Here is a 19921-nt window from a genome sequence, read left to right on the forward strand (position 1 = left end):
AATTTAGTTTAGTGAGCATTGCTGCTCCTGCTTAATAGCAGAATACTATAAGCTTATAACCAAATAAAATTTATACTAACAATAGGCTTCATAGTAGAAATTTATGGCATGATCGCCATCTATCCTTACAACCTCTCATCAAACGAGGTTTTTAATCTTTATCACCGCTCTTCAACCGCTGCCAAGCAGCAAACGTACTGATAAATATCTCACCGCTCAGATGCTCCGGAAACTCAACACGCTCCAAACGATCCATAACCGGCCCTTTAACTTCGGCCAAGTGCAATTTAATTCCGGTATCCTTCAGGCGCGCATTGATCGATTCCAAACTATCCAATGCTGAAGCATCGATCAGATTGACCGCCTGACAACTGATCACTAAATGCTGAAGTTCTGGGTTTTGGCTAACCAGCGCCTGTATCTGATCCTCCAAATAACGGGCGTTGGCAAAATAGAGACTCTCATCCACCCGAATAATCAACAAATTAGGACTGGTTTCTACTACATGTCGCTCTATATTACGGAAATGCTCGCTGTCAGCCACCCGTCCAACTACTGCGGTATGTGGACGACTTGTGCGATAAATATGTAGCGCTAGAGACAAACCAACCCCAGCGAGAATACCCGCTTCGACCCCTTGCAGCAGAGTAATCACAACCGTTAGCAACATCGCCGAGAAATCAGCTTTAGAATAGCGCCAAGTATGCTTAATCGCATGAATATCAATGAGCGACAGTACCGCAATAATAATTGTCGCCGCCAACGTGGCAATCGGTAACGTCTGCAATAAGGGCGTAAACCAAAGAATAACCACTAAAATGCCCAAGGCAGTAAATGCCCCAGCAGCAGGGGTTCGAGCACCCGCATCAAAATTTACCACCGAGCGAGAAAAACCACCCGTTACCGGCATACCCGTGCTGACCGCAGCGCCAAGGTTGGCACAACCAAGGCCAATTAACTCCTGATCTGGATCGATACGTTCACGACGCTTTGCCGCCAACGTCTGCCCCACTGACACCGACTCGACAAAACCAACAATACTAATCAGCAAAGCACCAACCCACAGTTGCTGCCAAAGGCCGACATCCGTAGACGGCATCGCTAAAGGCGGTAAGCCTGCAGGCACTTCACCGACAACGGCCACCCCCAGCTCGACTAAACCAAACTGAGCGGCTATCCAAGTCGTTACCACAACCGCCAAAATAGGGGCCAAGCGGCCTACACTACCAGTGATTGATCGACTGAAACCCAACCGAGCCAGAAGCCTACCCAGCCAGCGTCTAGTTGCATAAAGAAAGAGTAAAGTTCCACTACCCATCAACAGCGTTGCCAAATTCAATTGTGGCAACGCTTGAATCAAAGCCATCAGCAGTTCGGGCAGATTGTGGCCACTCACCGAAACGCCCAATATATGTTTGAGCTGGCTAAGAGAGATAATCACCGCAGAAGCCGTGATAAAACCAGAAATAACCGGATGACTTAGAAAGTTGGCCAAAAAACCCAGACGAAATAGCCCCATCAGCGTCAGCATAATACCGGAGATAAATGTAAGCAGGATAACCGTTGCTAGATAAGCCTCACCGTCGGGAGAAACAATATTACCGGCTGTGGTCACCGTCATCAGCGCAATTACCGCAACAGGGCCAACCGATAACGCACTACTTGTGCCCAACACCGCATAAATCAATAACGGGGCGATACTGGCATAAAGCCCTACTTCAGGTGGCAATCCCGCCAGCATGGCATAAGCCAATGACTGAGGGACAAGCATCACGGTTACAATCACAGCCGCCATCAGATCCTGATTAAAAATCGCCAAGCGGTAATTTGGCAACCATGTCAAAATCGGGAGATATTTTTTAATATTCACTGCCCACCTATTCCCTTAACGCCCTATTCTCTTAACCTCTAACGCACTTTACTCCCTATTCAAGGCCTAGTCTCAGAGGTCAGCATTGAATAAAGCTATCCTTCTCTGCATGTAAATCATGACCCGCAGCATGGGCGGCCTTCAACAACTGCCCTAAATCACAGCTTTCCTGCTGCACTTGATTGTGAACCCAAAGAGATACCGCGCGGCGACCACTGCGGCAAAAACCCAAAATAGGCGTCGGCAACCTATCAATTGCGGCACCAAAGGCCTCAATCGCTTCCGTTGTATATTCACCCGGTGTCACAGGAATCTCGACCCATTCAATTCCCGCCGCTTCTGCTGCTTGGCGTAGCAGGGAGTCGTCGATATGGTCGTCCGCTTCACCTGGCTGGCGATGACAGATAATCGCGCGAAAGCCAAGGGTTTTCAGCTCTTCAATATCACTGGGATAGATCGCATGGCTGATAGAAAAGCCTGGTTCAAGTTCTTTAATATCCATAAATTCCTCGGTCTTATTTAAATAGGTTGATCGGTACTTTTAGGTACACTTGGCCATTGTCTTCTGCTGGCGGCATCTCACCCGCTCGCATATTGACCTGAACCGATGGCAGAATTAGCCTAGGCATTTCCAACGTATCATCACGCTCAGTGCGCATACGTACAAACTCATCTTCCGTAATACCTTCATGGACGTGCACGTTGTGCTGACGCTGTTCCAAAACGCTAGTTTCATGGCAATACTCGTCTCTATTCGGCGCCTTATAATCATGGCAAAGAAAGATTCGAGTTTCATTGGGTAAGCTGAGCACCTTCTTGATCGAACGAAACAAGGTACGTGCATCACCACCGGGAAAATCACAACGAGCCGTTCCATAATCAGGCATAAACAACGTATCACCCACAAACGCAGCATTACCGATCACATAAGTTAAACAGGCCGGAGTATGCCCTGGCGTATGCAACACATAGCCTTCAAGGTTGCCAATATTAAAACGATCACCTTCCTCAAACAGATGATCAAACTGACTACCATCATGGACAAATTCACTACCGGCATTAAATGCTTTGCCAAAAGTATCCTGCACCACTGTAATGAAAGCGCCAATACCTGTCTTACCACCCAACGCTTGATGTAAGTAAGGTGCTGCCGACAGATGATCAGCATGAACATGGGTTTCAAGAATCCACTCAACCGACAGATCGTTATCACGCACATAAGCAATGATCTCATCCGCCGAGCGCACATCGGTAGAACCACTGGCATAATCAAAATCCAACACCGAATCAATAATGGCACAAGCATTAGAGTCAGGGTCCCGTACTACATAACTAAAAGTATTCGTTGGCTCATCAAAAAAGGCTTTCACCTGAGGCACACACGGAGAAGTTTGGACTTCACTCATGGTATATCTCCTGCTTATAAATATTAGATACATCTAATGTTAAATAAAATTGCGTCGCTTGTCTTCTTCACGCCGTTTAAATTTAACTATGACCTTAATAGCCACAGTGTATTTACTCCATTAACGCAATCTCAACAGGTTTGTGTAGCAACAAACGATGACTCAAACGTAGTAATGCCCCTAGCGTTAAAAACTGAACCACCGCAAGCCCTGCAATCCCCAACCAGTAAACCACGCCAAACGCAGTGACTATACCCCCTTGTACCCACACCAAGTGCCACCAAAACATACCCATCACAAACAGAGCTACACCGGGACAGATCAGGCCAAAACTAACGGGATTACGCTGGTCACCGATAAGATGATCAGTCAAATAACCATTAAGCTGCATCACACGATACCCCAGCAGCATAATGCCCAGCTGCAACATAAAAATGGCTGTCAGAACAACAAACAACCTGCCCTGCTCTACAGGGGTTGCAAAGTGATGACTCAAGCCATGTTGCATCCTCACCCATTCAATCCCAAGCAACGTCATAATCGGGATCAGCATCCAAATACTAGGCGTAGCCTGTTTTTGTAAACCATACTGCAACATCGCTTGCAGGCCCGATATTAAAATCAATACACCGGAGACCACGGCGATTACCAAAAACAGAATCGATAAGGTTGCTGCCAACGCCGCCACAAATGCTAAGTGCGACATAGCCGCCGGTGCGGCAAAGCCAACAGACAACATGGAAAAGGTGAAAACAGCCATCAATGGAGAGAGGTGATTGTGTTCTTCATGGCGATACCCACCGCTAACAAGCATCCGGCTCAAATAACGGCCATAGAGTTTGAGTGACCAAACGCCTATAGCAGTAAACGCCAACAAAGCGAAAGGAAAAAGGTATTCCACAATAGACCATAAACCGGGCACACAGAGCGCACCTAGTGCAAAACAAACATTAACAGTCATCGCAAATGTCAGCGGCTGGGCCATCAACTGCACTTCGCTGGGAGAACCCAATAATCGCTGGTAGGCTTCTGTACTGCGTGCCGCACTATATTCACGAATATTCCAGATCAGCAGCGTAAAGTGCAACAAAGCCAGCAACAACATAAAAAGGGTCGCCAAAATAGCCAGTGGGCGGACTCCAGTAGATAGCGGCGTAATACCGGTCAGTAAGGCCGACAGATGCTGCCAAGTCGGCATAGGGAAGCCCTGATGAGGTACCAACCACATTAGATACATAAAAAATGAGATAGAAAGTCCACCAGCACCCAGTGCTGCCAACCAATAGCTGGGATGCCAAGGCTGCTCAGGGTCTCGTCTTAACATCAGTAATCTCCTTATCTTTGATAATTATAAAGTGAAGGATTGCACTCGACTAACAAGCTTAGAACTAAATCATATTCTCAGCAAAAGCAGACTGAAAGGTTACAACCCTATTGTAATAACCTATTTTATATTAGAAAATACTAATATTTAATAGGCTATTACATTATATTTGCCTTAATACCAGCAGATAGCGGTAACCCTACCGATTTAGTTTTTAAAAGAGAGGACATCCGATGAAGAAATATCTAACTCCACTATTCCTTAGTGTAGTAATGACGCTACCACTAAGCACGGCTCAGGCAAGCGATATTAGCGGTATCACTCCCAAGGCGACCTACGAGCTGGTACAACAAAAACCGGATGAGGTGCTGTTTATTGATGTGCGTGACCCGATTGAAATCATGTTCATTGGCTTTACCGATGAGGTGGATCTAAATATCCCCTACCTAATGGTAGATCGTAGCCAATGGGATGCTAAGAAAAACCGCTTTCGCCTTTACCAAAATCCAGATTTCGCCACTCAAGTTGAACAAGCCCTGCTTGAACGCGGCTTAGACAAACAAGCGACCGTTATCACTATGTGTCGCTCTGGTAGTGAACGAGGCCTACCAAGCGCAGAATTTCTACGCAAACACGGTTTCCCTAATGCAACCTATATGATTAACGGCTTCCAAGGTGACAGCGCCAAAGCAGGCGAAAAAACCGGCTTCCGTATCCAAAACGGCTGGCAGAACTCTGGCCTACCTTGGGGTAGCAAGCCCAATCCAGAAAAGATCTACCGTATTGATCGTTGAGCATGGGGATACGGGGCCACTAGGCCCCGCTTTCACTTAGCTAAAGTGAATATTTTGTAGATAGTACTATAGGTAGTAAAAACAAAAAAACCAGCAATGATACTGGTTTCAGGACAGTCTTGGATGGATTAAGACGTAAGTTATTTAAACGAAGTCCATCACCATTTTTTGGGGAATTGCCATTATGTTCCGATCATCAGTTAAACATACCTTTACTTATATTGAGGTCAATAAGGAAAAGGGGCCCAAGCATACGTAACACTTGAAGCGCTAACTCAACTTTTAAAGAGCCTCAAATCTGCACAAACGAGCAAAACCCACCAAAAAAACATTTATATCGTAATTAATTACGACATAATTACTTAAAAAACGTAATTGATTTAAATTTAGCTTTTTTGATTCTTTTAGTATGATTCGCGTCTTACCAATCAACGACGAGAATCAACCATGCCTAGATCAGACAAATTCTCTTTAGAAGATACTAAAAGACTTTTGGACCATGCCGTCAGCGCAAGCTCAAATATGACGGCAACGAAAGTTGCCAAATTTATAGACGTACCTCCTCCCAGAATATCAGAGGGAAGAAGAAAGGAGTGGCGCTTAAGTCAACATGAAGCAGATACTTTAATTGCGGAATATGGACAACCGAGAGCTAAGCCAGGGCTGTTTGTAAGTGCTGAAGGAAGGGATAGCATTAAATCTTTTATCGAATTAGAACCTTCGACCTCAAAAATGCGGCATTTCAAAAAAGTCTCTAGCCTGCATCATTCTAGCCAATTTCTTAACTCAGTCGCACAAAAAATCGCGATCATTGGCGAGGACGATAAAATCATTACTGCTTACGAGGAGTTTTCAGAGGAAGGTGATGAGCTTTTAAACTTGGAAGAGCAAAGCAAAGCGCGTAAAGCCAGGGCACAGAAAAAACATTCCTCAGCTGAGTTTAGAAAGCAAAAGCTAGATATACTACTAGCTGTAATGCAAACGCCAAAATTCTCTAAATGGCTCAAAGAAGCCAGGTTGTATTTTGACAAACTCCGTAAGCAATTTGATGACCCAGAGAAGGTTTATTTCAGCATGGGAGCGACTGGCTATTACGGTATCAATGAAATACAGAACCTTACGCCAAATGGCGATAATGAGCATCTATCCTCTGAGGGAAGCCTGCATAAGCTATTAGAAGAATATGGTCTGAAGCCTTCTCTTTACTTTAATGAAACGAGCCTGCTTCTATTCGGCACACTAGAACAGCTCTTTCGAGAGTTGGAATCATCAAACACCAACAAAAGCCTCATTTCTGAAAATGAAAATACTCTAATGGAAATAAAGGATTATGTTATCACAGGCGAAAAAATCTGGTCTCATGAAGGTCGATTCACTGAACCTAAGCTCGGGCTACCCGGCATCGAAGAAATATTCTTCCCTGACATTGAAAACAGGCCTGATTGGACCTACCCACTGCTTTTAAGCAATAACAGATTAAAGTCACCGGATGAAAAGGATGAAAACTCACTGTCGGTTGACCGTTGGACAACTTATGAGATTTCATTATTTCTCAAAGATAACTGTGATTACGCCCTTCTGCTCTCATTAGGCAGTTATGAAAACAGATACAATGATGTGATACACCACCCTGAACGATTTATCATCATCCCAAATATACCAGGCCTGCAACTATTCAAAGAGCTGGATGAAATGAGGAAGTGGCTAACATTGCCCGAGCTACCACTAAACAATATAAAAAAGGACATAGCCAAGCACGGTGGCTATATACCTGGTGCCATTGTTATTTAACTAAACGAATACAAGGAAGAGTCACGCTACAAATGATATCTGTGGGTTCGCCTAAGAGGGTTGATGCCACGAGCATATCGACTAAAATACCCAACGCTTAATGGACTGATCAAGCAACGATGAATGGAAAATTTAACTTAATCGCCGCCGATTATGAACATTACATTCATCGCTTTTTTAAGCCTAGTGAGCGAACTTGGCAAGCACATCCAGGCGCTGCCTGTATTACTTATGGATATATTTAGCGTGGTTCAACGGAGTGAAGTACATGAAGAATGCCTTAGAACCTAATTCTCTAGGAAATAATAGTCCCCTGAGACCCAAGAAAATTGCAGCACCTTTTCTCAGCTCTGACAAATTTCAAATAAAGGAGTTGGAGCTCTCTCTGAATACAAAATGTAATTTACGATGCAGTAACTGTGGATTTAAAGTCCCTGACCAGCCTGAGCCATTCAGTAATGATATGGGTATTGACCAGCACATCGATAGTCTGATCATCCTAAAAAAAATGGGTATTCGCATAGGAAAAGTTGTTCTTGTGGGCGGTGAAATAACGCTACATAAAGACCTCAACTCAGACATAAAAAAAATTAAAGAAGTCATGATCGCAGATCAACTGGAAGTCGTTACTAACGGCTTATATCCCCAAGGAATCGATAGCATAACTCTGGATCTAATCGATAGCCTAGTGATTAGCGATTATGTACGAACAGAAGATTTTGACAGTATTTGGAAACAATATGTTCAATCATTACATAGTGAGTTTAACATCAGCTTTCGCCGCAAAGACTTCTGGGATGACTGGAACACCCCTGTTTCGATGTCTGCTGATACGACTCAGACAGCTTGGAATACATGCTTCTATCGCAACTATGACATTACCCTAGAGCGAGGTAGGCTATTTAGCTGTTCACGAATTGCAAAAAATAGAAAAGACAATGAAGGCCTGAACATTAACGATATCAAGAATATATCTGACGTTGAGACATATCTAAACTCAACCACCCCCAAACCTTCTTGTTCAACGTGCTCTCCCGTTGCAGGGCTGCCAGAAGTCATCGTAGCTCAACAAGATGATGGAAAAGAAGTGACGCTGTCGAGAGCAGCGATCAGACATATGGAGCAGTCCATCCAAGGAGTAAGACCATGAGCAGTAAAAATAAGCTGTACATGATTGTGGGAGTGCCAGGTTCAGGCAAAACAACTTTAGCGCGAAAACTAGCTCAGCAGGCTAGTCACTCTCATTGCCTTTCCTGTTCTGAATTACTCAGAGCAATAATGCAAGAACAGGGCATTGATAGCTGGTCAATGTTTGATGATTTAGACAAAACAGCAAGATTCCAACTGGTCAATCTTGTCACCCTCAAGCTAGAGCATCTGAAAACGCAACATAGAACTATCTACGCTGATGCTCATATGTTGGTTAAAAACAGGGCTACTAGTACCTTTGAAGTCGCATTAACGCAATCTGACGCAGAGATTCTGGATGGATTAATCTTCTTAGATACGCAGCCAGTAACAGTTCAAGAAAATACACACCGTGATAATGAGTTAAATACGCGAAAGCGACCCAATACGCCATTAATGCAGATTGAATCTCATAGAAAGCTGGAATTGGAGGCCGCTCAACAATATTGTGAGCAACACGCTGTTTCACTTTATGTGATCAATAACAGAGATAACAGCTACTCAATTACAGAGATTTTAGAACGTCTCACAGCTGGAAATGTCCTCGCGCCTGCAACAAAAAACTCGCTCAATAATCAACTATCAACTCATTTAGAACATATCGGTGCGCAAGGAGGACCCGCGTTAGTTCTTGATGGAGACCGGACGTTCAGTGAAGCTGATGCTTTTAGGCTTATTGATTCAAAGCTTGGATTACGAACACTGAATCGACAAGTATTCGAAAGCTTTGGCTACAATCTTCAGAGCTATATTAAAGTGAGTGAAAACTGGAAACGAACCTCTATATTCAAGTACATCGATACACTTACAAAAGTAGCTGAAGAAATACAAATTCGTTCTGAATGGTTAGAGATTTTATCCCAAATGCCAAAAGAAATACCTGTATTTTTGGTAACTGCAGGCATTCCACAATTATGGCAGCATCTTCTTTACAAGCATCAGCTTGATCACGTCAAAGTAATCGGTGGAACCCATCCATACCTTGATAAAGAGCTGATTACACACAGCAGCAAGGCAGACATTGTTGCCCTACTGAAACAGAAAGGGTATTGGGTGCTGGCCGCAGGTGACAGCCCTATTGATGCACCAATGTTAAATGAAGCTGATTTAGCAATCATTGCACCTGATAGCAAAGGAAACTTACCGTTAATCAATGAGTTAGATCACCAGAAAGAATGGTTTTATTTAGCAGCCGAGGGATATAAAGAAAAAAACAATTCTATTTCTGCCACCGCCATATGTAATGCCATTTCCAGAAAAGCTAAGTTCGCAAAATATCACTACCTTAACCAAGTTGATGGGACTGCGATCACAAGCGCACATAACCGATCTAAAAATGCTAGAGCGGATCGCCTAAAGATTAAAAATGAGCATAAGAAAATTGGAGAATTATTTCTTAACGAGCTTTGCGCAAGCAATCCTGATGTATCTGCTTCAAATACAGTGGTAGTAGGTGTAGAACGATCCGGTAGATACTTAGCTGAAGGGGCTACAGATATGCTTGGCTGCCCTCTTCTGAGTGCATACGAAGTCAGTAGTATCCATACAGAAAGAGATAACGAATATGATACGAGAATGATCATTAAGCACCTTGAACCAGATATAGAGAATATTGTCATCTATGACTCTGTTATCCATACTGGGGATACAATACAAAAAACACTCAGTGGAATACCAAAAGACCATCAATCTCGTATATTGATTTTTTGTACTGAAATAAACGAAGGTGCGCTAAAGGTAATTAAGGATTTAAGTCAAAGGGCTGAATTCTACTGCCTTCGTATCTCTAGCCGTAAAAATAAGCCCTCAGGATGTGTTGATATGGGAGCCAAGTTGTACGGCACACTTTCTTAGTATTCTGTACGAAAAAAATACACCTCTGTCCCTCGCCTATTATGATCAGAGATAACGACTAAAATAGACCATCGCACGTTAAGAGTGATTAACGTGCGATGTGGAAAGCCTTCACATATTTTTCCATTCTACCCTCACCCCCGATTTCTCTTAAAATTCTCCGCTTGTTCCAAGATCTTTTTATAGACATCATCATTAGCCACCGGAGGATAACCATATTTGGCCAGTAGTAAGATTAACTTCACTTGTAGCTCGGCTTTGATATCTTCCCGTTGGTTCCATGCGGGGAAGCTGGCGACGCTATCGACCTCTTCCTTGGCATGTTTCGCCAGTTCGATCATCTTATCTTCAGGGTAGGTGAAGTCATACTTAATCGACAGGGATTTTAAGATGTCGTAAAACGCTTTCTCTTCAAAGTCGATGCCCATATCGGCAAAGGATGTCATTTCGTTTTTTAGGTCATGGTACAGGTCGATAATTTCATTAGAGAAGTCTTCCAGCACGCTGCTAACAAGCACATCATCTTCTTTACGTTCGTTGTATTTATCCACCAGCGCTTTGAACTTTTTAGAGAAATCGACCGCTTGCACTTTGTTGGTTTTGGAGACTTCACCAATGGCTTTTTCCAGCAGTTTTTGCAGCAGTTTAATCTTGGTATTTGGCAGTTTTATTTTGTCGATTTTAGCTAGATAATCTTCATCAAAAATATCAATCTCACCCTCTCCAGCGGATGCTTCCTCACCCAGCTTAAAGATCTCTTCGACACCATCGCTTTTAATCGCTTCGGCGATCATATCGCGCACTTTGGCGTTCATCTGTGCCGTATCCGGTGCTACACCTCGGGTTAGCTTGTGGATAATAGAGCGGATCGCCATATAAAAGTGAATATGGTCACGCTCATCTTTGCTGATCTGCTCGTTACCACAGCAGATGTCATAGGCAGCCTTTAAGCGCTTGGTAATATCCATAAAGCGCTTTTCGGTTTTTTCCGTTTGCATTGCATATTCAGCGGCTTCGTTGAGACAGTTTAACTGGCCAACAGGATCACCGGTGAAATAATCTGAGCTATCAAAATGATAATAAGCCTTGTTGAGTAGGTCTAAGTGGTTACGCACTTCAACAATCGAGGCAGCAATATCTTCAAAGTTATCACTGCCACTGCCACCAAACTGTTTTAGCGCTTTGTTCATCTGGGTTTTAATGCCGATGTAATCCACCACCAGCCCTTTGCTCTTGCCAGCAAACTTGCGGTTTACCCGTGAGATCGTTTGTATCAAGTTATGTTGTGAAACAGGTTTATCTATATACATAGTATCGAGAAACGGTACATCAAAGCCGGTCAGCCACATATCCACCACGATGGCGATTTTAAAGTTAGATTTAGCCTGCTTAAATTGGCGATCCAGCTCTTTACGATCATCTTTAGTGCCTAGCAGATCCCACAGCGCTTTCTCATCATCTTTATTGCGCGTCATCACCATGCGCACCCGCGCAGAGGCTTTTATCTCCTTACGCTCTTTGTCACTAAGTGATTCACCTTTAGCGCATTCCAGCACCTCAAACCACTCAGGGCGTAAGCGCTCTAACTCCTGATACAGCTGATAGGCAATTTGGCGAGAGCTACTGACAAACATCGCCTTGCCCGCCACGGTAGAGCCTTCAGCAACACGATCTTCATAATGGGCGACAAAGTCTTTAGCTAACGCGCGAATACGATCGGGATCGCCCAAAATCGCCCCCATGCTGGCCATCGCTTTTTTGCTGTCGTCTATCTGGTAATCACTCGCGCCATCGTCGGCACATTGCTGATAGTAAGCTTCAATCTCTTGTAGCTTGCTGTTATCCAGAACCACTTTTGCCGCACGCCCTTCATAGACAATGCGCACGGTAATCTCATCCTTGACGGACTCGTTCATGGTGTAGCTATCTACCACCGTACCAAACACATCCAAAGTGGCATCAATAGGCGTACCGGTAAAACCCACATAGGTGGCGTTCGGCAGAGAGTCATGTAGATATTTAGCAAAGCCGTAGGTTTTCTTAACCCCTCGGTCTTTACCTTCAGTCACCACCGAGATTTTTTGCTCTAAATTAATCTGGCTACGGTGAGCCTCATCAGAAATACAGATCACATTACAGCGATCCGTTAATAGCGCCACATCTTCGGTAAACTTATGAATCGTAGTTAAAAACACACCACCACTCTGGCGGCCCTGCAGTTTGGCACGCAAGTCAGCACGGGAGGTCACTGTTTCAACAATCTGATCGCCAATATAGGTTTTGGCATTGGTAAACTGCTTAGAGAGTTGATCATCTAAATCGGTACGGTCGGTAATCAAGACAATAGTAGGGCTGGCAAAGTCCACGCTCTTCATCAACAGGCGCGCCAAAAATTGCATGGTAAAGCTTTTGCCGCAACCGGTGGCACCAAAATAGGTTCCGCCTTTACCATCGCCAACAATCTCACCTTCACTATTAGGTCGTTTCTGATGCGCTTTAATGCTTTGGTAAAGCTTAGTGGCCGCATAATACTGCGGATAACGACAGACGATTTTGATCTCTTGATGGCTCTTATCAGGGAAATAGATAAAGTGCCGAATCACCTCACGTAAACGCTGCTGATCAAACAGCCCTTGCAGCATACTGGTGAGCGAGCTGATGCCATCCTTTTCCGCCGTCTCATTACCGTTGACCTTGCGCCAGCCATAATAAAACTCATAAGGCGCAAACAGGGTGCCCATTTTGTTATTCACCCCATCACTGATCACACAGAGGGCGTTGTAAACAAATAACTGGGGAATATCACGGCGGTAACGGGTGCAGATTTGCACGTAAGCATCGTGAATAGTGGCTTCTTCACGAATAGCGCTTTTAAACTCAAACAACACCAGCGGCAAACCATTGATATACAAAATGCCATCAGGAATACGCAGCTCACCGCCACTGGCAGAAGCCACGCCTTCAATCTCTAGCTGGTTAACGATTTTAAAAAGGTTATTCGTGTGCGGCTGATAGCTTGCGCCCTCTTCGGCAACAATGGATAGCTGATCCACCTCATCTACCGTTGGCACCCGCATCGCTGCAAGGTCGCTGTAATCGATAAGCTGTATATAGAGGTCTTTATCATTAGGGTCTTCGCGTTTGAGTAAAAAGCCATCACTCAACCACTTACAGAAGGTTTTGTTACTCTCATACAGATCACTCGCCGAGAGCAACTCTAACTGACGGATAATGCCGTCGATCTCATGCTCAGTAATACCCTCACTGGCATATTGCTGACTTAAAAAAGCACGCAGATCCGATTTGATCAATACCTCAGTGGTTCCCCGCGAAAGATCACTGCCCAACACATGGGGATAACCCTGCTCCTCCAGTAGTTGGATAATGGCACTTTCTAATTGGGCTTCGGTAAATTTCACGGCACGACATCCTGTTGTGTTTTGTCAGCGTTGTACGCTTAGCTGTTGCTTCAATGTAATTGGGTAATACAAGGTTTAATCACGGCTGGGCAAGTTTTTCAGCATACGATCAAAATCAGATTCGATAGGCTGCCGCTTATTAAACTTCTCGTATTCAGCATGAGCCTTTTCTTTCGCTTGATCCCGTGTAACCGTACCATAGCCTTCCAGCACTTCGTATTCGTTAAAGCTTAAAAATTTCTCCACACTGAGGGCAAAATTTTGCATCGTAAAGCTATTGCGTCGTTCAATAATACGTTCGATATAATCAAAAAAGCCCGCCACTGCGGCCTCTAACTGTTTGATCTCTTTTTCACTTAAATAGTTTTTACCCACCGTAGTATCAGACTTTAAAATACGGCCTTCAGGCGCATGCTTAAACGTATTCATCCCCATCAATGGCTGAGTGCTATCGGCTTTATTGTAGATAAGCTCGCTAGATGTATTACCCGTAATCGCAAAATGAAACTGATCTTGCACATGAGCATAGAACTGACGGGTGGTATCTGATTTCGGATCATAATCAATACTACACTCAGCAAAAATATCCGTGATTTGTTGGTAGATACGTCGTTCGCTCGCGCGAATAGAGCGGACCCGTTCCAACAACTCACGAAAATAGTCTTTACCGAAGTAGCGACCATTTTTAAGGCGCTCATCATCCATGGCAAAGCCTTTAATGATGTACTCTTTAATTAGCGCCGTCGCCCAGATTCTAAACTGAGTGGCTTGTACCGAATTGACCCGATAGCCGACCGAGATCACCGCATCGAGGTTATAGTATTTTGTGGTGGTTTTTTGTGTCTTGCCCGCTATAGCGCCATGTGCAGTGGTGTTTTCCAAAAAGGAAACAACCACTTTTTCATCTAACTCACCGCTTTCAAAAATATTTTTTAAGTGCTTTGAAATAGCAGGCACACCCACGGCAAACAGCTCTGACATTCGTTTTTGTGTCAGCCAAAGGGTTTCGTTATTCAACAACACCTCTACCTTCACATCACCACTCGGGGCGGTGTAAAGCAGAAACTCAGTGCTTTGATCTTGCAGGCTGAGGGGTTTATCACTCATAGGCAGACTCAGCAACAGACGGTTTAGTTTCGCTATCGAGCATAGACTCAGGCAGACGCAGTTCGCCGGAGATCAGTTTAGGGAGTAGAGTGTCGCGGAGTTTTTCGAGATCTTTATTCTGAATTTGCAACTGAAAATGCTTATTATAGTAATTATCTAAAATTAGTTTGGAAAACGTATCCAACACAGTTTGATTATCAGGAATGGATATTTTTATCGCCGATAACTCTTTGAAAGTTATTTGAGGAAAAGTTCCTGACCTTAATTCCGCTATACTTTGCAGTTCGTTAATACTGCTTTCTAAAGTAAGAACGAAGTATGCAAACTTAGAATCCACAACCCCCTTAGATCTAAGAACCATTAATTTAGTCGATACGACATATTCATCGCTCTCAAAATTAACATAAGCAAAACGCTTATTCTTAGGTCTAATCTCACTATACAAAATATCACCTAGTTGTATTGATTTTTTTGCTTGCCCGGGGAGTGAAGATGCGACTGAGTAGTCACTATGCAAAAAGACCCCAGCGTCTATATCTCCGGTATTCAAGAAAATAACGCTATCAACTGTTTTTAACGGGTATGTATTAGAAACGGAATCGACAAGCTGCGTCATATCTGTAACCTCCCACCCCTTCGGCACCCAGCCCAACTCCTCTGTTTCTTCAAACTCACTGGGGAATAACTGGCGCATATCATCGGGCAAGGGTTGATGATCCGGTTTGGCGAGTTGTTGCTGGCGGCGCTGGGCGCGTGCTTGCAGTTCCTCGGGGATAGAATTACCCGCGGCTAAGGCATTGTCGATCACCGGATCAAAATCCACAAACCAACTTTTAAACAGGGCTTGCGCCATCTGCTCTAGGGTTTGGTTGGTTTGGCGATTGAGCTCGATTTTGTTGTCTAAAATTCGACAATGGTTAGCAATACTATCTTGAATAATTTTAGGAGGCCTAGGCACCTCCAACTTTGCTAAATCTGATCCAGTAATCCCTGAAACAGCTGTTTGTCTTAAAATAGTCCCTAATAACCACTTTCCAATAGGAGAATTAAATAAATAATAATAAAACTCTGGATTAGCCTGACTCTCATTGAGTCTAACCCTTATAATGGATGATTCAAAAGTGGTAGGGGCTTCCACCGACAAAACAATAGAGCACTTTCCAGCGCCCTCTGCTGTTAATGAACGACGTGCAAAAATCAAATCACCTTCATTGAGTAATGATTTTTCTTTCTCTTTTTCTGTCAAATCTACAAGCTTCATTTCAACATCTGATGTTAACCGAGAAAACCTAAAAAGCTCTCCCATATTAATGATCTTACAGCCATGCCCATGAAACTCTTTCTTTTTATAAACTCCGTTCCTCAATGGCGCACAAAAAAGGCTTTCAAATGAAACCTTTTCCCACACTAGACTATTCCCCATAACCCAGCCCCTCTAAGTTCTGACGAATGGTTTTATCCAGCGCTTCCGCTTCTTTCATCTGGCGATAGAGGGTTTGGCTAAGTTCACGCATTTTATCTTCAAAGGGGATGCCATCGTCTTCGATATCCGCCGCGCCCACATAGCGGCCGGGGGTGAGGACGTAATCATTCTTTTGAATATCCGCTAAGCTGGCCGCTTTGCAGTAACCGGCCACATCTTCATACTGTGCCAGTGTGCCGCTGCCATCCTGCGTTTCACCGCGCCATGCGTGGTAAGTGCCTGCGATTTTGGCTAGATCATCGGAGGTCAGCTCTTTATGAATACGGCTGGCCATGGTGCCCATCTGACGGGCATCGATAAACAGGGTTTCCCCTTGGCGGTTACGATAGCCGCGGATTTTATCTTCACCTTTGTTTTTGGTGAGGAACCATAAACACACGGGGATCTGGGTGGTGTAGAACAGCTGCCCCGGTAGCGCGATCATGCAATCCACATGGTCGTTGTCGATAATCTCTTGGCGAATAGTACCTTCGCCACTGGTGTTAGAACTCATGGAGCCATTGGCCAAGACAAAACCGGCGGTGCCGCTTTCGCTGAGTTTACTGAGTATATGCAGTATCCACGCATAGTTAGCATTACCGGTGGGCGGTACGGTATAGCCGGCCCAGCGGGGATCATCAACTAGCTCATTATCAGCGCGCCACTGTTTTTGGTTAAACGGCGGGTTAGCCATAATGTAATCGGCTTTAAGATCAGGGTGCTGATCTTTAAAGAAGGTATTGCCTGCAACATCCCCCAAGTTGCCGTTAATCCCCCGAATGGCGAGGTTCATTTTGGCGAGCTTATAGGTGGCGCTGGTGTATTCCTGGCCGTAGATCGAGATCTCTTTTTGGTTGCCGTTGTGACTGTTCACAAACTTGATCGATTGCACAAACATGCCGCCCGAGCCGCAGCAAGGGTCGTAGATTTTACCTTTGTAGGGTTCCAGCATTTCGGCCAATAGTGCCACTACCGATTTAGGCGTATAGAACTCGCCTCCGCCTTTACCTTCACTGGCGGCAAATTTACCGAGGAAGTATTCATAGACCCGACCGACCAGATCTTCTTCGCTCATCTGGCATTCGTTGGCCAGCGTATCAATATTGTTAATGGTATCGAGCAACGCCGCCAGCTTGCTGCTTTCTAAGCCTAAACGAGAGAAGTAGTTATCCGGCAAGGCACCCGCCAGAGATTTGTTGGTTTTCTCGATGGCGTGCAGCGCGGTATCGATTTTAAGGGCGATATCATCCTGCTTGCTGTGTTTAATCAACGTCGCCCAACGCGCCTCTTCACTGAGGTAAAACACATTGCTCTGGGCATAAAACGGCACCATATCAACAAACTGTTCTTTACCATCATCAATGAGCGCTTGGCGATGGGCTTCAAACTTGTCACTGATAAATTTAAGAAAGATCAAACTCAACACGATGTGTTTGTATTCAGATGACTCGACGCTGCCACGTAGTTTATTGGCGCTGTCCCAAAGGGATTCTTCAAAGGAGGTGTTTTGTTTTTTTGACGATTTAGATTTTGCGGGTGCTTTAGCCATTGCAGAAACGATTCCATTGTATAAGTAACACGCCCTTCCTGGGATGATTCTATTGGGTAAGGGCGAGCCTTAAAAAAAAAGCTGTATCTAATAGTGAACCTAATAGGGCTAGATTTTGGCAGAAATTAACCCTTATGTCGCCCTGTGTTTAACTCAAAAACCGCAGCAATTAAGATTAATTAAAAACGCAGATCTATACCTAAAGCAGGAACAACAGGAAACGCTGGACACAAAAAAACCAGCAATGACGCTGGTTTCAGGACAGTCTTGGATGGATTAAGACGTAGATTATTAAAACAAGATGGTGGAGCCTAGGAGGATCGAACTCCTGACCTGTTCGCTGCCAGCGAACCGCTCTCCCAGCTGAGCTAAGGCCCCATATTGAGTGGGCGTTATAGTAATGAGGGGTGTTTAGCCTGTCAAGCAAATTGAAGGGGTGAAATTCAATTAGTTCAATACCTTACCTGAGACGGCTTTATTCAGAGCTTTCGGCCAGACAGCCGTGCGACGTAAAGGCTGGCCGCCTACAACCTAGCTGCTTGTAGGTGCCGGCCTTTATCTCTGTAAAACCTGCTTAGCCTTCGATCTGGCTGCTTAGGTCACGGTACTCTTTTTCCCAACGCTTGGCTTCTTTCTTAGAGGGGCCACCCAGTACGTTCACCGCATGGCGTAAACGGGCGCGGGTCATATCAGGGCCTAGAATGGCCATAGAGTCCATTACCGATACGGTTTGATTTGTACCTGCAATTGCTATAAATAGCGGGAATAGGAAGTCACGGATCTTAAAGCCCATTGCATCGGCCAACTGTTTTAGTTGGCTGAATAGACGGTCTTTATCCCACTGGCTTTCAGTATCTAATAGCCAAACTGCATATTGCAGCATACGGCGGATGTCGTCTTTTTCGAGGGACTTATGTTCAAAATCCCCTTCGCTAATATCTAACATGCCCGCTAGGAAGAAGCTCGCCAATGGCGCAACGTCGGACAGTGTTTCAACCCGCTGTTGAATCAAAGGAACGATCTGCATCAGGTATTCAGGGTTGAGTGCCCACTCCTGATATTTGGCAGCAAATTGTTCGGTCGTTAGGTCTTCACGTAACCATAGGCCGTTTAACCAGCTCAGTTTGGTCTGGTCAAAGATTGGGCCGCCTAGAGATACTCGTTGAATATCAAAATTATCAAACATCGCCTGACGCGTAAATTTCTCGCTTTCATCCGGCATTGACCAACCCATACGTGCTAAGTAGTTCAGCAAGGCTTCTGGCAAAAAACCCATACGTTGGTAATACAGAATACTGGTTGGGTTTTTACGTTTAGATAGTTTTGACTTATCAGGGTTACGCAGCAATGGCATATGACAAAGCTTAGGCATATCCCAACCAAAATATTGGTAAAGCAGCTGATGTTTAGGTGCTGAGTTGATCCACTCTTCACCACGGATAACATGGCTGATCTCCATCAGGTGATCATCAACCACGTTCGCTAAATGATAGGTTGGCATCCCATCGGATTTAAGTAGGATCTGCGCATCGACCATGCCCCACTCTAGTTCGATCGGGCCACGTAGCATATCCTCAACAACACACACACCTTCGCCTTCAGGTACACACATACGCACAACATAAGGTGCACCTGCGGCTTTACGCTTTGCCACCTCCTCTTCAGGTAGTGCAAGGTCGCTCTGTTTTAGCGCCGTATGGCCACCCGCAGCACGACGTGCAGTACGTAATTCATCTAGCTCCTCACCGGTGCGGTAGCAGAGAAAGGCTTTGCCTTCATCAACCAGCTGCATCGCATATTTTGCATAACTGTCTTTACGCTCGCTTTGACGATAGGGACCGTGTGGGCCACCGACATCGGGACCTTCATCCCACTCCAAACCTAACCAGCGTAGAGAATCAAGAATCTTCTGTTCTGACTCATCCGTGCTACGCGTTTGATCGGTATCTTCAATACGCAAGATGAACTGACCGCCATGCTGACGGGCAAAAGCTAAGTTAAACAGCGCAATATAGGCGGTGCCTACATGGGGGTCACCTGTTGGAGAAGGTGCAACACGAGTACGAACAGTCGTCATTGGTGTCCTTGGAGTCGATAAATTTAAAGAAATTTTATGGGAGGGAATTATATACTTAGCGGCCCATTATGAGCCACTAA

14 protein-coding genes and 1 tRNA gene are annotated in these 19921 nt (G+C 44.7%); 5 read left to right on the forward strand and 10 right to left on the reverse strand.

Features of this window, described 5'->3' with window-relative positions; all coding sequences use genetic code 11:
• Positions 1-151: 151 nt before the first annotated feature.
• From Q4486_RS05445 to Q4486_RS05460, 4 genes are all read right to left on the reverse strand, one after another.
• Complete coding sequence (locus tag Q4486_RS05445; protein WP_303518637.1) at positions 152-1870, reverse strand: SulP family inorganic anion transporter; 1719 nt, start codon at positions 1868-1870, stop codon at positions 152-154.
• A 79-nt stretch (positions 1871-1949) separates the two neighbouring features.
• Positions 1950-2372 carry a TIGR01244 family sulfur transferase gene (locus tag Q4486_RS05450; RefSeq protein WP_067866840.1) on the reverse strand — a complete coding sequence of 141 codons (423 nt, stop codon included), beginning with the start codon at positions 2370-2372 and terminating at the stop codon, positions 1950-1952.
• Between the two features lie 13 nt (positions 2373-2385).
• Positions 2386-3276 (reverse strand): MBL fold metallo-hydrolase, encoded by an 891-nt coding sequence (locus Q4486_RS05455; protein WP_303518639.1) that lies wholly within the window; start codon positions 3274-3276, stop codon positions 2386-2388.
• 112 nt (positions 3277-3388) lie between these two features.
• Positions 3389-4600, reverse strand: coding sequence for a hypothetical protein (locus Q4486_RS05460; RefSeq protein WP_303518641.1), 1212 nt, complete (start codon positions 4598-4600; stop codon positions 3389-3391).
• Positions 4601-4833: 233 nt separating this feature from the next.
• Between Q4486_RS05460 and Q4486_RS05465 the strand changes: the two genes are divergently transcribed.
• The 4 genes from Q4486_RS05465 (at position 4834) to Q4486_RS05480 (ending at position 10227) form a co-directional block, all read left to right on the forward strand.
• A complete protein-coding gene (locus Q4486_RS05465; protein ID WP_303518642.1) occupies positions 4834-5394 on the forward strand; it encodes a rhodanese-like domain-containing protein in 561 nt (186 codons plus the stop codon).
• Between the two features lie 447 nt (positions 5395-5841).
• Complete coding sequence (locus Q4486_RS05470; RefSeq protein WP_303518643.1) at positions 5842-7185, forward strand: hypothetical protein; 1344 nt, start codon at positions 5842-5844, stop codon at positions 7183-7185.
• 268 nt (positions 7186-7453) lie between these two features.
• The gene (locus tag Q4486_RS05475; protein ID WP_303518644.1) at positions 7454-8335 is read left to right on the forward strand and encodes a radical SAM protein; all 882 of its coding nucleotides are present in this window, start codon (positions 7454-7456) and stop codon (positions 8333-8335) included.
• A complete protein-coding gene (locus tag Q4486_RS05480; protein ID WP_303518645.1) occupies positions 8332-10227 on the forward strand; it encodes an AAA family ATPase in 1896 nt (631 codons plus the stop codon). The genes Q4486_RS05475 and Q4486_RS05480 overlap by 4 nt, the downstream gene beginning before the upstream one ends.
• A gap of 134 nt (positions 10228-10361) precedes the next feature.
• Here the strand turns inward: Q4486_RS05480 and Q4486_RS05485 are convergent, their stop codons facing one another.
• From Q4486_RS05485 to Q4486_RS05500, 4 genes are all read right to left on the reverse strand, one after another.
• Positions 10362-13646, reverse strand: a complete 3285-nt coding sequence (locus Q4486_RS05485; RefSeq protein ID WP_303518648.1) for a type I restriction endonuclease subunit R — start codon at positions 13644-13646, stop codon at positions 10362-10364.
• Between the two features lie 75 nt (positions 13647-13721).
• Positions 13722-14753, reverse strand: coding sequence for a virulence RhuM family protein (locus Q4486_RS05490; RefSeq protein ID WP_067985520.1), 1032 nt, complete (start codon positions 14751-14753; stop codon positions 13722-13724).
• Complete coding sequence (locus tag Q4486_RS05495; protein WP_303518650.1) at positions 14746-16176, reverse strand: restriction endonuclease subunit S; 1431 nt, start codon at positions 16174-16176, stop codon at positions 14746-14748. The genes Q4486_RS05490 and Q4486_RS05495 overlap by 8 nt, the downstream gene beginning before the upstream one ends.
• Positions 16166-17764 carry a class I SAM-dependent DNA methyltransferase gene (locus tag Q4486_RS05500; RefSeq protein WP_303518652.1) on the reverse strand — a complete coding sequence of 533 codons (1599 nt, stop codon included), beginning with the start codon at positions 17762-17764 and terminating at the stop codon, positions 16166-16168. Before Q4486_RS05500 ends, Q4486_RS05495 begins: the two co-directional genes overlap by 11 nt.
• Before the next feature lie 115 nt (positions 17765-17879).
• On the opposite strand from Q4486_RS05500, the gene Q4486_RS05505 reads away from it, so the two are divergent.
• Complete coding sequence (locus Q4486_RS05505) at positions 17880-18044, forward strand: hypothetical protein (protein WP_303518654.1); 165 nt, start codon at positions 17880-17882, stop codon at positions 18042-18044.
• Positions 18045-18066: 22 nt separating this feature from the next.
• Here the strand turns inward: Q4486_RS05505 and Q4486_RS05510 are convergent.
• Positions 18067-18142, reverse strand: a tRNA-Ala gene (locus Q4486_RS05510).
• Between the two features lie 196 nt (positions 18143-18338).
• Positions 18339-19841 carry a glutamate--tRNA ligase gene (gene gltX / locus Q4486_RS05515; RefSeq protein WP_303518655.1) on the reverse strand — a complete coding sequence of 501 codons (1503 nt, stop codon included), beginning with the start codon at positions 19839-19841 and terminating at the stop codon, positions 18339-18341.
• Between the last annotated feature and the right edge of the window lie 80 nt (positions 19842-19921).

This window comes from Neptuniibacter sp. 2_MG-2023, assembly GCF_030547495.1.
Taxonomy (GTDB): domain Bacteria; phylum Pseudomonadota; class Gammaproteobacteria; order Pseudomonadales; family Balneatricaceae; genus Neptuniibacter.

Excerpts from the sequence above, each read along its gene's own strand:
- Q4486_RS05450 (WP_067866840.1), bottom strand. The coding sequence starts at position 2,372 with ATGGATATTAAAGAACTTGAACCAGGCTTTTCTATCAGCCATGCGATC.
- Q4486_RS05455 (WP_303518639.1), bottom strand. The coding sequence starts at position 3,276 with ATGAGTGAAGTCCAAACTTCTCCGTGTGTGCCTCAGGTGAAAGCCTTT.
- Q4486_RS05460 (WP_303518641.1), bottom strand. The coding sequence starts at position 4,600 with ATGTTAAGACGAGACCCTGAGCAGCCTTGGCATCCCAGCTATTGGTTG.
- Q4486_RS05465 (WP_303518642.1), top strand. The coding sequence starts at position 4,834 with ATGAAGAAATATCTAACTCCACTATTCCTTAGTGTAGTAATGACGCTA.
- Q4486_RS05470 (WP_303518643.1), top strand. The coding sequence starts at position 5,842 with ATGCCTAGATCAGACAAATTCTCTTTAGAAGATACTAAAAGACTTTTG.
- Q4486_RS05475 (WP_303518644.1), top strand. The coding sequence starts at position 7,454 with ATGAAGAATGCCTTAGAACCTAATTCTCTAGGAAATAATAGTCCCCTG.
- Q4486_RS05480 (WP_303518645.1), top strand. The coding sequence starts at position 8,332 with ATGAGCAGTAAAAATAAGCTGTACATGATTGTGGGAGTGCCAGGTTCA.
- Q4486_RS05490 (WP_067985520.1), bottom strand. The coding sequence starts at position 14,753 with ATGAGTGATAAACCCCTCAGCCTGCAAGATCAAAGCACTGAGTTTCTG.
- Q4486_RS05495 (WP_303518650.1), bottom strand. The coding sequence starts at position 16,176 with ATGGGGAATAGTCTAGTGTGGGAAAAGGTTTCATTTGAAAGCCTTTTT.
- Q4486_RS05500 (WP_303518652.1), bottom strand. The coding sequence starts at position 17,764 with ATGGCTAAAGCACCCGCAAAATCTAAATCGTCAAAAAAACAAAACACC.
- gltX (WP_303518655.1), bottom strand. The coding sequence starts at position 19,841 with ATGACGACTGTTCGTACTCGTGTTGCACCTTCTCCAACAGGTGACCCC.